The organism is Prevotella jejuni (genome assembly GCF_900187995.1).
In the GTDB taxonomy this organism is placed as follows: domain Bacteria; phylum Bacteroidota; class Bacteroidia; order Bacteroidales; family Bacteroidaceae; genus Prevotella; species Prevotella jejuni.
In genome coordinates this window covers 1-14,907 of record NZ_FZNZ01000030.1, presented here as the reverse complement: position 1 = coordinate 14,907, position 14,907 = coordinate 1, and the positions used below count along the sequence as shown (strand labels likewise).

Here is a 14,907-nt window from a genome sequence, read left to right as displayed (position 1 = left end):
AACTCGTCAACTGACCCAGTCCAATCCTTATTCCTCCTTCTCTGGATAATTGAGATTAGCGTCAGTTATATTATTGAGCACCTCAGTAAGGAATTTTCGTGACTCCCATTTAGCCATGGGGAGGTCGTGGAGGAGGTAGTTACCACAGTCGCGTGGCGCAGCACCAGGGATGTCGCCTTCGAAGTCGGCAACGAACTGGAAGGTGCGACGCATGAGGTCTACGACATCTTTTGAGGCCAAGTCACCACGAAGGATGAGGTAGTTACCCGTCAAGCAACCCATTGGTCCCCAGTAGATAACACGGTCTTTCCACTCGGGATCGTTGCGTAGGAAGGTGGCAGCCAAGTGTTCGATAGCATGGATAGCACCGACATGCAATACTGGTTCTCGGTTTGGTTCTTTCATTCGGATATCGAAGGTAGTAACGGTCTCGTTGCCCACCTCGTCCTTACGACTTACGTAAATGCCACGCAGCAGTCGCTCGTGGTCGATGGTGAAGGAAGGAATTTTATTCATTGTCTTTTGTTTTTTGATTCTTAATTTGATTGTTGCTATTGGGCTAATAAGGCCAATGAGGCTAATAGGGCCAATAAGGCTATTGGGCTAATAAGGCCGATGGGGCTAATAGGGCCAATAAGGCCAATAGGGCTAATAAGGCTATTGGGCTAATAAGGCCAATGGGGCAAATAGGGCCAATAACCCAATAAAGCTAATAAGGCCAATAAGGCCAATAGGCCCAATAAGCCCAATAAGGCTAATAACACCCCATCACTCAGCACCCATCACCTGCTTCAATCCCCTCTACAAAGCGCCTTGTAACCTCGAAGCTACCGTTTGCGATACGCTCCCAGAAGTCGTAGTACTGGCTGGCTTTATGGTCTTTGAGCGGTACATCACTGATGACACGGAAGGAGACAAACGGTGTCTGATAGATATGGCATACCTGCGCAATGGCACAACTCTCCATGTCGACGGCCGTTGCCTCAGGGAAATGCGCCATTATCTCACGCATCTTCTCACGTGAGTTGACAAACCACTCGCCACTTACGGTTAGTCCGGCTTTGATGTGAAGACCCTCACCGTCGGTCTGACTGTTCAGTGACAATGCCCGTTCGATGAGCTTCACAGGAGCCTTGAAGCGTGATGGCATACCGATAATCTGACCGTAGGCAACCTCGTCGCCACAGTAGGCATCGTGGTAGGCACACTCCTTCGCCACCACAACATCAGTCACCTCTAACGATGTGTCAGCCCCACCAGCACAGCCACTGGAGATGATCAAGTCGGGATGAAAGCGATTAATCATCTCGACAGCACCGATGGCTGCGTTCACCTTACCAATACCACACTGCTGAAGGATGACAGTCTTCTCTCCCAACTGGCCTGAGACGAAGTCTTTATGATTGAAATGCTCCGTCTGAGAATGAGCCAAAATAGCTTTAAGTTGCTCGAACTCTTTGTCCATCGCAACGATGATTCCTATTTTCATAGTGCAAAGGTACGAAAAAGTTAGAAGCTGAATATTGTAAGTTATTAGTTTTTTGTATCTTTGCAAACATTATCTTGTACATCCGACAAAAGTAAAATAAATAAGAATGAAAACTTGGAAAAGATATCTACCCGATGTAGTGGTAGTGGTGGTGTTTGCGCTCATCTCGTTCGCATACTTCTTTGTTCCCGTCACTCAGGGTAAGATTCTCTATCGCCATGACGCCTCAGCTGGTGTCGGCTCGGCGCAGGAATTGACAGAGTATCAGAACCGTACAGGGGAGACAACACGCTGGACAAACTCTATCTTCGGCGGTATGCCTACCTATCAGATGTCGCCTTCTTATCAGTCGACCGACGGCTTGTCGCAGGTGATGAACGCTTATCACCTATGGTTACCAGAGAATGTATGGTTCCTCTTTGCCTATCTCTTGGGTTTTTATATCCTCTTGAGAGCCTTCGACTTCCGCCAGTCTCTGGCCGCATTGGGCAGTGTCATGTGGGCTTTCTCGTCCTATTTCCTTATTATCATAGCTGCTGGTCACCTCTGGAAGGTAATGGCTTTGGCCTATCTGCCGCCTATGATAGCGGGTATAGTACTGGCTTATCGAGGGCGTTACCTGTCTGGTTTCATCGTGACAGCCATCTTCACCGCCTTTGAGGTGAAGGCTAACCATGTGCAGATGACCTATTATTATCTGTTCATCATACTCTTTATGGTCATTGCCTACCTTGTTCAAGCTGTTCGACAGAAGCAGCTTATGGGCTTCCTTAAGGCTACGGGCGTGTTGGCGGTAGCTGCTTTGATTGGTGTATTAATCAATCTCTCAAGCCTTTATCACACCTGGCAGTATCAGAAAGAGAGTATGCGTGGCAAGAGCGAGTTGCTGAAAGCCGATGGAGCCAACCAGACGAGTTCGGGCTTAGACCGTGACTATATCACGCAATGGAGCTACGGTATTGATGAGACAATGACCTTACTTGTGCCCGACGCAAAGGGCGGGGCGAGTGTTCCTCTTAGTAAGAGCGAGACGGCAATGGCTAAGGCTGACCCACAGGTGCAGTCGATGATACCGCAACTCTACGATGCTTTCCCACAATACTTTGGTACACAACCGGGTACGAGCGGCCCTGTCTATGTCGGTGCGTTCGTCCTCTTCCTCTTCATCTTAGGCCTCTTCTTGGTGAAGGGGGCTACGAAATGGGCCCTTGTGGCAGCCACCGTACTGTCTATCCTACTCTCATGGGGACATAACTTCATGGGCTTCACGAACTTCTTCCTCGACTATATACCGATGTATGCAAAGTTCCGAACGGTGGCGAGTATCCTTGTCATTGCCGAATTTACTATCCCTCTCTTGGCTGCCCTGACGTTGAAACGCCTCGTGGACGAGCCCGACCTCTTGGGAAAGAAGATGAAGTATGCTTATATCAGCCTTGCTCTGACAGCTGGTGTGGCCTTCTTAGTGGCTTTGTTCCCCGATATGATGGGTCCGTTTGTGAGCGATCAGGAACGCCAAATGCTTGGTAGTGTGCAGGGAATGGACGCTAACACGGCTGGTACTATCCTTTCTAACATCTCTACGATGCGTGCGGCTATGGTCAGCGCTGACGCTTGGCGTTCGGTTGTCATCATCCTCATCGGCTTTGCCCTGCTCTTCGTTTATAAGATGAAGAAGCTCCGTGCCGACTATATGGTGGCCGCTCTGTTAGTGCTTTGTCTTGTGGATATGTGGCAGGTGGACAAGCGCTACCTCAATGACGAGATGTTTGTACCGAAGAGCGAACGTGATATGCCACAACAGCCAACGGCTGCTGACACGGAGATAGATAAGGACAAGAGCCTTGACTATCGTGTACTGAATTTTGCTTCGAATACTTTTAACGAGAACGAGACCTCTTACTTCCACAAGAGTATCGGTGGTTATCACCCTGCTAAGCTCCGTCGTTATCAAGAGATGATCGATGCTTACATTGCTCCGGAGATGCAGAAGACGATGCAGGCCATTGCTGCTACGGGTGGTAACATGCGTGCGGTGGATGGTGTGAAGACCTTCCCTGTGCTGAACATGTTGAACACGAAGTACTTTATCTTACCTTTGCAGGGTGGTCAAACAGCTCCTCTACTGAACCCATACGCACAGGGTAACGGTTGGTTTGTCGATAAACTAACCTTTGTCGACGATGCTAATGCGGAGTATGCAGCGGTTGGTAAGATCGATGTACGCCATGAGGCGGTTGCTGATAAGAAGTTTGAAGCAGCGTTAGGACAGGCGAAGGCAAACGACTCAACGGCCTTCGTTAAGCTTGATAAGTATGAACCAAACAACCTGCAGTACACTGTTTCATCACGCAACGGCGGTGTGGTAGTCTTCTCTGAGGTCTACTACCCGGGTTGGAAGGCAACTATCGATGGACAACCTGCCGAGATTGGACGTGTAAACTATATCCTCCGTGCTGTGAGTGTGAAGCCGGGTAAACACACTGTGGTGCTCGATTTCCACCCAACAAGTATCTCTACCACTGAGACAATCGCCTATATCGCTATCGTGATCTTGCTCCTCGCCATCGCTGGCGCTGGGTATGTAGAGTGGAAGAAGAGGGGGAAATAACAACAAGCAACAGCCAAGGGGGTGCCCCAACACCCAAGAACTGGCCCCTCCCCCGTCCCCTCCCCTGTAGGGAGGGGAGTGATCACCGAGATACCCCTTAGGTCCTCTTAAGGATTGGAAGGGGTGGGTGTGAACGGTGGTCGGTGATGAGATGGGCGTAGATTGATGTCGTGATGGCTCAAGCATAGGCTTTGCGGCTATATATATGATAAGGTATAGGCCTGTAGCTTACGGTCGGGTGGCGAACTGATGTGGGTGGATGGCTATATATAAAATAAGGTGGATACGTGTTGCAAGGGCCTGTTGTGGGTTGTATCGGCTGTGGCGTCCACTGTTATGAGTTGCGCCTTGGAGAGGAGTAACGATGAGTCAGGATAATAAACAGATAGGGCGTACTATGGTGTCCTTGTGGGGATTGCAATGAGTAGTACGCCTGTTAACAAAATAAACACATTTATGATTATGGATACATATATGTTTCTAATCCCTGTTGTGGCAATTATTATCATTTGTCTAATGGTGCTCTACGCACGTTATGTGGGTAGAAAGAGTAGGGGACGGTATGCTGCTGCGGCAATGCGCTTTATCGAAAAGGATTATCCAGAGATTGACATACGGGATAAACGATACCTGTCAACACGTGTCGACTATAACATCATTAGTCGTCATGTGCCTGTGCTCGTGGTCTATAACAGCCATGAACTGCATCTCGTACCTATCCATGCCTTGGCTATCCCGCCTTTCTATAATATCCGACATAATGATCACCATGCGAAGGACATGGTACATCTGTTGATGGACGACGTGAAAGCGATAGTTCTCGACCGCCGTGGACGACTACATATACAGCGGGAAGAGGGTAACGACATCGTTCTCAAAGTGGGCGAAAACAATGTCTTCCATGAAAATCAACACGAGGAGGCAGTGCACTTCTTGGCTACGTTGAAGAAAGCAGCGGATAAGGTGGTGTTGTAAAAGGGAAAATCCTTTTATTTTTTGTATGTGAGGTTACCCTTACTGGGCAGCTTGTACGGTTCTTGGTTAGTTCTTTCTCTCTTTCTGGGGAGTTTTTTCTCTCACAGATCTCACAGATTTAACAGAACTTTTTTGCGCACTGTTTCGATCTCACAGAACGCCTCCGGCATACAGATATCACAGAACGTTACAGCTAACGAAGGGTGTTGGATGTTGGCTGTTAGGTGTTGATGATTAGCCATAGGGGTATCTCGGTGATCACGCCCCTTCCCTTCGGGGGAGGGGACGGGGGAGGGGCCAACTGGTAGTTAGTATGTGAGGTTACCCCTATTGGGCTGCTAACACGGTTCTTGGTTAGTTCTTTCTCTTATTCTGGAGAGTTTTTTTCTCTCACGCAGGTTAGTTCTTTCTCTTATTCTGGGGAGTCTTTTCTCTCACAGATCTCACAGATTTAACAGAACCTTTTTGCGCACAGTTTCGAACTCACAGAACGCCTCCGGCATACAGATACCACAGAGCGTTACTGCTAAAGGTGGCTGTAAGGTTCTGTGAAATCGGTTGACTTAATGTCTCTGTGGGCCTTTGTGTGTTCTGTTCATCTGTGTAAATCTGTGAGAAATAGAACGCTCCCACTGTATGATACAACACACAAACAACTCGCTGGGGAGGTTTTTCTCTCACAGAGCGCACAGATCTTACAGAACCCTTTTGCGTACTGTTTCGAGCCCACAAGATGGTGGCCCCTCCCCCAACCCCTCCCCCGAAGGGAAGGGGAGTGATTACCGAGATACCCCTATTGGGCTGCTTGCATGGGGCGTGGTGAGGTTTTTCTCTCACGCTGGTGAGTTTTTTCTCTCACAGAGCGCACAGAGTTCACGGAGCAATCTTGCGCACAGTTTCGAGTCCACAGAAGGCCTTCGGCATACAGAGTTCACAGAGCGTTACTGCTAAAGATGGGTGTGATGTATGTGAAAGAGGAGAGTTAATATGGTGATAAAAAAATATTACACCTTATTGAGTTAAACGTCCTCTAAATAGGGGTGTGTTATTCTCTGTTATTGGCAACGTAACGTTTTTGAAATCAACATATTACGTATAGCGTTTGAGAATATGCCCTTCTTGCATGAAGAAGACGCCCTTCTTGAACGTTGAAAGGCATGTTCTCGAATGGAGAAGGGCCTCTTCTTGTATCAAACTCGGCTTCCCTTCGATTGTAGAAGGGATTGGTTAGCGAAAAAAACTTACATTTCCTGCTCGCATAATTAGCACACCTGCTGGTGATGGCCCCTCCTCCCTCCCCAGCTGTTCAGTTCTACGAGGCACTGCCTCGTAGCCTCCGACCCCTGCTGTCCCTACTCTCGTCGCCTGCTCTTCGGTTCTACGAGGCACTGCCTCGTAGCCCCCCTCCCTCCTTGAAACATATAAAAAAGCATAAAAAAGCACAACTAAACGCACGGAGATTTGGCTATTCACATATTTATATGTACCTTTGCAAGCCGTATCAACTTAGGATAACGGAATACAGCTATAGTTTTAGGAGGAAATAGTAAACCATTCATGAGACAACTTAAGATTTCAAAAAGTATCACTAACCGTTCCAGTGAGGCACTCGATAAGTACCTTGTTGAGATCGGACGTGAGCCGATGATTACCGTTGACGAGGAGATTGAACTGGCACAGGAAATCCATAAGGGCGGCCGAAAAGGCGAACGCGCGAAGGAGAAACTGATTAAGGCTAACCTCCGTTTCGTCGTCTCTGTGGCTAAACAATACCAACACCAAGGTCTCTCTCTGACCGACCTTATCGACGAGGGAAACATTGGCTTGGTTAAAGCGGCCGAGAAATTCGATGAGACTCGTGGCTTTAAGTTTATCTCGTATGCTGTCTGGTGGATCCGTCAAAGTATTCTGCAAGCTATTGCTGAGCAGAGCCGTATTGTGCGACTACCGCTCAATCAGGTGGGTGCTATATCTAAGATTAACCAGGTAACGAACGAGTTTGTGCAGCAACACAACCGTCGTCCTTCTATCCACGAGTTGGCTGAGTTGACTGGTATCGACGAAGCTCGCATCCGTCAAAGTCAAAGTGCTGACAACCACCACATGAGTATCGACGCTCCTTTCAGCGATGATGACGATAACTCAATGAGTGATATGCTCTCGTCAGGTGACGACTCTCGCACCGACCGCAGCGTCGATTTCGAGTCTATGTCAGACGACCTTCGGGCCGTTCTACAGAACACTCTTAAGGATAGAGAGATAAAGATTGTCACCGAATGCTTCGGTATCGGATGCCAAGAGAAGGGTCTGGAAGAGATTGGAACAGAGATGGGACTTACCCGTGAGCGTGTTCGCCAGATTCGTGAGAAGGCTATCGAGAAGATTCGTGAGAGCGGTAATGCTCGCGTACTCATGAAGTACTTGGGCTAAGAAAGGCTACAACAAAACATTAATGATAGATGTGGATGTGTCGAATAGGGCGCATCCACTTTTTTTGTTTAGGCTGACGAAGAATCGTGAGGGACGAGGGGAGCTTTGCGATAAGTCTTTCTCTTCTAAGCGACTGAGTAGGACAATAAAACCACAACACCATCGTTATATAAGGTATGAGACGTAAGGACATTCAGAAATACATATTACTACTATTGTTCATCGTGGCTGCTCAGATAGTAGGTGCACAATCATTTACGCTACAAGGGAAGGTTTCTGACAAGGATGGGAACCCTATCGAGTTAGCTTCAGTGATGGTTGTTACGCAAGGAAAACTGTCGATGACCAACCTGAAAGGTGAGTTCAATATGCAACTACAGAGTGAAGACTCCGTGAAGGTGCGCTTCTCTATGATTGGCTACAGGACTAAGACGAGGGTTCTCGTGCGCCCAAAAGGGAAGCAGACACTACTCGTTCAGCTTGCTGACGACAACGAACTGCAAGAGGTGGTAGTGCAAGGAAAGACCAAGCAGCACGGTACGACGGAGGAGTTAGACGTTCAGAAGACGAAGCAAGGACCCTCTACTTCGGGCAACGCTGTCGAAGAGTTAGTACAGACGCAGGCGGGTGTTTCAACCCACTCGGAGCTATCCTCACAATATAATGTGCGTGGAGGAACATTCGACGAGAACTCTGTCTATATCAATAACATAGAGGTGTTCCGCCCTTTCTTAGTGCGAAGTGGACAGCAGGAGGGACTCTCCATTATCAGTCCCGACATGGTTGAGAGCATCGGATTCTCATCGGGTGGCTTCGAGGCAAAGTATGGTGACAAGATGAGTTCGGCCTTAGACATCACTTATAAACGGCCGAAGAGGACCGAGGCAACGGTTTCGGCCTCTCTCTTAGGGGCTTCGGCCTACCTCGGACTGGCTACGAAGAAGTTGACGTGGACCAATGGTGTGCGTTATAAAACTAATCGTTATCTCCTTGGATCACTACAGACTAAGGGCGAGTATCGGCCGTCGTTCCTCGATTATCAGACTTATCTCTCATGGAAACCCAACAAGCGTTGGCAGGTGGACTTTATCGGTAATATATCAGAAAACCGTTATGACTTTGAGCCAGAAGACCGAGAAACGAACTTTGGAACGCTTCAGAACGTCAAGAAGTTCCGTGTCTATTTCGATGGAAAGGAACGTGACCTCTTTAGAACATTCTTTGGTTCGCTGGCGATCACACGCCATTTGAGTGCTCACACCGACCTTTCCCTCCTCGCTTCGGCCTTCACAACGAAGGAGCAGGAACGCTATGACATACAAGGACAGTATTGGCTCACACAGACGGAGACGTCTGAGAACCTCGGGGTGGGTACGTATATGCAGCATTCCCGCGACTATCTTAATGCGAATGTGCGCAGTTTGAAACTGATGATGCAGCACCGCATGGGTAAACACAGGCTCGAAGGGGCTGTGACTTATAAGCTCGAACGCATCAAGGAGAACTCGGCTGAATATGAATACCGTGACTCGGCAGGGTATAACGTACCGCATACTGGGCGCGACTTAAAGATGATCTATTCGCTTCGGGCTCGTAACGAACTGAATGCGAAACGCTTCGAAAGCTACTTACAGGACACATGGAACTTCCAAACACGTGACTCTGTTCCGACGTTGTTCACGCTGAACTATGGCGTACGTTTTGCCCATTGGGACTTTAATGGGGAGAGTTTGTTCTCTCCTCGAGCCTCGTTGACAATCACACCGGGCAGGAACCGCAACCTAAGTTTCCGTCTTGCAGGGGGCATCTATTACCAAGCTCCGTTCTATAAGGAGCTTCGCGACACGTCAATCGTCAATGGTGTCACCTACGCAACATTGAACCAGAAGATACGAGCACAGCAGTCTATCCATGCGTTGGCAGGCATGACTTATCGCTTCGAGATGATGGGAAGGCCGTTTAAGTTCACTGCTGAGGCTTATTACAAGGCACTCTCACACCTCGTTCCTTACTCGGTCGATAATGTGAAGGTGACTTATTACGGTGAGAACACGGCCTCGGGTCATGCCACAGGCCTCGACCTCAAGCTCTTTGGTGAGTTCGTTCCGGGTGCTGACTCATGGTTGACACTTAGCGTGATGAACACGAGTATGAAGTTGAACGGTAAGCGTATTCCACTCCCAACCGACCAACGCTATGCGCTAAACCTATACTTTACAGACTTCTTCCCAGGGACTACACGATGGCGTATGTCGCTCAAATTGGCCTATGCCGACGGTCTGCCGTTCTCTGCACCACACAAGGAACTGGAGAATAACACCTTCCGTGCACCTGCTTATAAGCGTGCCGACATCGGTATGAGTTACCGACTATTAGACAACCATGACGGTCGCAGCAATACAGTCTTTAAGAACATCTGGCTTGGAATAGACTGTTTAAACCTCTTCGGGATAAACAACGTCAACTCATACTACTGGGTTACCGACATCGCCGGACAGCAGTATGCTGTGCCAAACTACCTCACTGGCCGACAAATAAACGGTAGGGTCACTGTGGAGTTTTAGGGGAGAAGGGAGCAAAACAGCCCCAGATACTGGCCCCAACACTCCCAGATGACTGGCCCAACACTCCCAGATACTGGCCCCTCCCCCGTCCCCTCCCCCAAAGGGAGGGGCGTGATCACCGAGATACCCCCATAGTCTGCAAAACGTTTCGGACTTTTGTTATTGAGAGAGTCTCATAGTCTGCAAAACGCTTCGGACTTTTGTTATTGAGAGAGTCTCATGGTCTGCGAAACGTTTCGGCCTATTGTTATTGAGAGAGTCTCACGGTCTGCGCAACGTTTCAGCCTTTTGTTATTGAGAAAATCTCATGGTCTGCGCAATATTTTAGCCTTTTGTTATTGAGATACTCTCATAGTCTGCGCAACGTTTCAGCCTTTTGTTATTGAGAGAGTCTCATGGTCTGCGCAACGTTTCAGCCTTTTGTTATTGAGATACTCTCATAGTCTGCGTAACGTTTCAGCCTTTTGTTATTGAGAAAACCTCATGATCTGCGAAACGTTTTAGCTTTCAGAATATTCTACAAAAATAGTCTGTCTTATTGTTCTCATGCTTTCTCTGCGTAGAGTAGGGTATGAGCAACCTATTATCCTTATATTTTCTCCATCCGATTACGACCCGATTAGCAAACAAAACACATTGACTCAATCCACGATATGAGTTGACTAATCCCACCAAAACCCCACCCCCTCCTTTTGTTTTCTCCCTTCTCTCTGTTATTCTCCTTCATCTACATTACACACTCCAATCCCCCTCTCCCTCTGTTACTACCCTCTGTTCCTTTGTTACTCTGTCTCCTCCTCCTCTGTTACTACCCTTTGTTCTCATGTTACCCTGTCTCCTCATCCTCTGTTACTACCCCTCGTTCCTTTGTTACTCTGTCTCTTATTCCCCTGTTACTACCCTTTGTTCTCATGTTACCCTGTCTTCCTTTTACCCTGTCCCCCCTCCCTGTCGTGTAAAGAATGTTTACCTGTCCTATCCACAGGGGCCTTTACTCTGTCCAAGACAAGGCCTTTCAAGCATGCAGAACATGCCTTTCTTGCCCCTTGAAGACGCCCTTCTTGCATGTAGAACATGCCCTTCTTGATAGCACGCCTTCAAGTCTTTGATAGTAAGGAGGTTACGATAGTCAAATAAACGGATATGAAGAGCTTTTCTAAGTGGTTCGGTTAACGTGTCTGTAAAGATATTTCATAGTAACAGAACCTTGCGTTTTTCATGGAAGAAGAGTCCTCACACAGTCCGTCCCATCTGTCCTTTCCTCGATAGGCAGGCATGATAAGACACAAAGAAACCCCTACAAGAGCACTTACACACACACGCTGTGCACTGTAAGTCAGCCTCTTTGTAGGGGTATCTCAGTAGCGTTAACGCTCAAGACTTATAGTCCCTTATTGCGAATAGGGTCATTATATTGCACCTGAAGCTGCAGGAGTTGCTTCTTCAAGTTCTTTGTTAGCTTCTCCGTACCGGGTTTCCCGTAGATATTATGCATCTGTTCTGGGTCTTTCTTCAGGTCGTATAGCTCCCAAGAGTCGATATCGTTGTAGAAATGAATGAGCGTGTATCGCTTCGTACGGATACCATAGTGGCGGCAAACAGAGTGCTCGGCAGGGTATTCGTAGTAGTGATAATAGAGCGACTTGCGCCAGTCTGATGGCTTCTTACCCTCTAACAGAGGTAGGAACGAACGCCCCTGTATATCGGAAGGTATCTTTGCGCCAGCCACATCGAGGAATGTTGGAGCATAGTCGATGTTCTGAACCATCTCGTTGATAACGCCATGCTTACCCCCAGGGAAGTAAATCAATAGTGGCGTGCGGAACGACTCCTCATACATAAAACGCTTGTCGAACCATCCATGTTCGCCCATGTAGAACCCCTGATCAGAGGTGTAGACAATCATTGTATTGTCCAGTAAGTTATGTTCACGGAGGTATTCAATGACACGCCCAACGTTACGGTCGACAGAATGAATTACTCGCATGTAATCGTGCATATAGCGTTGATACTTCCATTCAGCCAGTGCCTTACCAGAGAGTTTATCCTCCTTAAACTTCTTGATGATAGGGTCGTAATAGCTATCCCACTGTGCACGTTGTGAAGGCGACATGCGGTTGTAGTTCGCACGTCCCCATGGTTCAAGTCCCGTAGTAGTATGGATCTCGTTCTCTTTGTCGGCCATCTTATTATCGTAAACAAGGTCCATATCCTTTATGATGCTCATCTTCTGCTTCTGAGCAGCAAGTCTTCCAGCATAGTCATCATAGAAGGTTTTAGGCAACGGATAGGTTACATCGTCATAAAGACGCAAGTCGCAAGTGTCAGGATTCCATACTCTATGAGGCGCTTTATTGTGCATTAGCAGACAGAAAGGCTTTGTCTTATCGCGTTTATGCTCCATCCAGTCTATCGCCATGTCCGCAATAATATTCGTGACATAGCCCGAACGGCGTATTCTCTTCCCATTACTAAGGAAGTCAGGGTTGTAGTAATCGCCCTGTCCGATGAGGATGTCCCAGTAATTAAAGCCTGTTGGGAGTGAGGTGAGATGCCATTTTCCAATCATGGCAGTCTGGTAGCCCTGCTTTTGAAGTAGCTTTGGGAAGGTCTGCTGACTACCATCAAAGGTCTTGGTGTTGTCGGTGAAGCCATTAGCATGGCTGTGTTTACCAGTGAGCATACATGCACGTGAAGGCCCACTAAGCGAGTTTGCGACGAAACTCTCTTGGAACTTCACACCGTTATCAGCCAGCCAATCGATGTTAGGAGTACTGATAAACCGTTTGTCATACGCACTGATCGTCTGATACGAATGGTCATCGCTCATAATGAAAACGATGTTCATCGGTTTCTTCTGTGCCTGTGCAGGAACGACCGCACCCATTGCCAGTGCCCCTGTCAAGCCGTATAATACTTTTGTTTGCATATATATAAAGTTGTTTATCTCTACTTGTTGCGGTATAGCGCACGCTTCCTTATACCCAAGAAGACAGTAGTAGATTTAGACATAAATGCTTTGATTTAGGTTTACTGGTGCAAATATAACACTTTTTTTATAGTGTACAAAGAGAAAGGAGGTTTTATTCATGATGATAGGAAAGGGCAGCCTCACCCCCAGCCCCTCTCCGAATGGAGAGGGGAGTGATATGTGAGGTTACCCCTATCGGGCTGCTAACACAGTTCTTGGTGAGGTTTTTCTCTCACAGAACTCACAGATCTAACAGAACCTTTTTGCGCACTGTTTCGAGACCACAGAAGGCCTTCGGCATACAGAGACCACAGAGGCCTCACCCCCAGCCGCTCTCCGAATGGAGAGGGGAGTAGTATGTGAGGTTACCCCTACTGGCCTGCTGATAATAGGAGAGGGGCTGGGGGTGAGGCTTCAAATGCCTTTTGGCCGACCGATGACACAGAGCGTTACTGCTGAAGAGAGTGATGAAGAGGTATGCGAAAAATCACTACAAGGAAGTGAGCTGATTATCCGTAAAATAGGGGTATAATATCTTCTGCTATGGAGCTTATAAACTACATGAAATCAGAAGGTTATGAGGTGCGCTGGAGAAGGGCCTCTTCAAGGGGCAAGAAGGGCGTGTTCTATCGGCAAGAAGAGCATGTTCTCGAACGTAGAAAGGCATGGTCTTGAAGCTTGAAAAGCATGTGTTGGAAATAAGGAATGCGAAAGATGTTTACAAGTTTGGGCTTGCGTAGTGACAGATAGGTGCTTGCGTAGTAGCAGGTTGAGTTGAGAGTAGTGGCAGATAGGTACTGAAGTGGTGATAGTTTGGGTTGGGTGTAGTGGCAAGTAGGTGCTGGCGTAGTGACAAGCTGAGGTGGGAATAGTGACAAGATGGGGTGGGAGTAGGGGCAAAAGAGATTGGACTCGTTGGCTATCAAGGCCATATATCGTGCTCTACCACATGTCGCCTATACCATAGGGCTTTGTTTCGTTGATGTTTCTCTCCCATGCTTCTGTTAAGAAGGGATAGACTAAGACGGGTTTGCTGACCAATCTGCCGTCCTTCGTAAGTTGCTTTTCGTCAGCGACAGAGGCCTTGGGGATGTAGATCTTCAGTGGGTGGTTTACGTTAGAGGAAGGCAATGAAAGGAGGTAGACATCCTCTTCTAATAGTTTGCCATCATGGAGTAAGGTGAATTGATAGGATGTGTTCGACTTTAAGGAATCGATGGACAGTTGGCTTATTGTGGGCATGTGCCGATAATTAGGATAGTGTTTACGCACCCATATAGGGAGCTGCTTGTGGATAAACAGCCAGTCGCTCTTCGTGAGCGGGAGGGGTTGTGGATTTAAGAGCTTATATTTCCCGATTATCTTATAGCCCCTATCCAACCAACTATCGACGACTACGGGACCCATGCTGTTCGTGCATACGTACTTTGGTCTTGTCGTTTTCCAAACAAGAAAAGTGATAAGGAGCGTGCAAATTATCGACGAAATGATAAGAAACTTTCGTGGTACTCTATATAAAAACAGCATCGTTTCTGAGATTGATAAGACTTTTTTACCTCCTAATTCCTCAATGACCTGAATGGAGAACACATAGAAGAAGCGGTACTAAAGAGGACTGTTCGGTGGCTTGTCGAATAGTGAAACCTGCTTTGTTAAGCGTTGGAAACAAGCGAGATAGACTAAGCACCGACTTGACAAATGTACGAATAAAAATCGACAACAGCCTTGCTTTGGACCGAATATTTCCTGTCATGGGTGTTCGGAGACGGCCGCGCAGAGTCAACCAGCAAGTGCAAAATTACAAAACGTGTTTAAAGAACTCACACTTTGGAGTAGAAAAGTTTAATTTTTCTCTTGGTCTTTCGTT

8 protein-coding genes are annotated in these 14,907 nt (G+C 47.6%); 4 read left to right on the top strand and 4 right to left on the bottom strand.

Annotated features, from left to right (window positions below; all coding sequences use genetic code 11):
• Nucleotides 1–27: 27 nt before the first annotated feature.
• Both CHB62_RS11015 and CHB62_RS11010 read right to left on the bottom strand, forming a co-directional pair.
• Nucleotides 28–516 carry an S-ribosylhomocysteine lyase gene (locus CHB62_RS11015; protein WP_089366891.1) on the bottom strand — a complete coding sequence of 163 codons (489 nt, stop codon included), beginning with the start codon at nucleotides 514–516 and terminating at the stop codon, nucleotides 28–30.
• A 256-nt stretch (nucleotides 517–772) separates the two neighbouring features.
• Entirely contained in the window at nucleotides 773–1,489 is a 717-nt protein-coding gene (locus CHB62_RS11010) for a 5'-methylthioadenosine/adenosylhomocysteine nucleosidase (RefSeq protein WP_089366890.1), read from the bottom strand.
• Nucleotides 1,490–1,595: 106 nt separating this feature from the next.
• Here CHB62_RS11010 and CHB62_RS11005 point away from each other — a divergent pair, with 106 nt between their 5' ends.
• The 4 genes from CHB62_RS11005 to CHB62_RS10990 all read left to right on the top strand — a co-directional run bounded on the left by CHB62_RS11005 (nucleotide 1,596) and on the right by CHB62_RS10990 (nucleotide 10,069).
• Entirely contained in the window at nucleotides 1,596–4,100 is a 2,505-nt protein-coding gene (locus CHB62_RS11005; protein ID WP_089366889.1) for a YfhO family protein, read from the top strand.
• A gap of 462 nt (nucleotides 4,101–4,562) precedes the next feature.
• Nucleotides 4,563–5,075 carry a hypothetical protein gene (locus CHB62_RS11000; RefSeq protein WP_141240422.1) on the top strand — a complete coding sequence of 171 codons (513 nt, stop codon included), beginning with the start codon at nucleotides 4,563–4,565 and terminating at the stop codon, nucleotides 5,073–5,075.
• 1,557 nt (nucleotides 5,076–6,632) lie between these two features.
• Complete coding sequence (locus CHB62_RS10995; protein ID WP_009010387.1) at nucleotides 6,633–7,505, top strand: sigma-70 family RNA polymerase sigma factor; 873 nt, start codon at nucleotides 6,633–6,635, stop codon at nucleotides 7,503–7,505.
• 176 nt (nucleotides 7,506–7,681) lie between these two features.
• Nucleotides 7,682–10,069 carry a TonB-dependent receptor gene (locus CHB62_RS10990; protein WP_089366888.1) on the top strand — a complete coding sequence of 796 codons (2,388 nt, stop codon included), beginning with the start codon at nucleotides 7,682–7,684 and terminating at the stop codon, nucleotides 10,067–10,069.
• Nucleotides 10,070–11,450: 1,381 nt separating this feature from the next.
• Here CHB62_RS10990 and CHB62_RS10985 read toward each other — a convergent pair.
• Nucleotides 11,451–12,998, bottom strand: a complete 1,548-nt coding sequence (locus CHB62_RS10985; protein ID WP_009010390.1) for a sulfatase family protein — start codon at nucleotides 12,996–12,998, stop codon at nucleotides 11,451–11,453.
• A 984-nt stretch (nucleotides 12,999–13,982) separates the two neighbouring features.
• Entirely contained in the window at nucleotides 13,983–14,447 is a 465-nt protein-coding gene (locus CHB62_RS10975; RefSeq protein ID WP_089366886.1) for a hypothetical protein, read from the bottom strand.
• Between the last annotated feature and the right edge of the window lie 460 nt (nucleotides 14,448–14,907).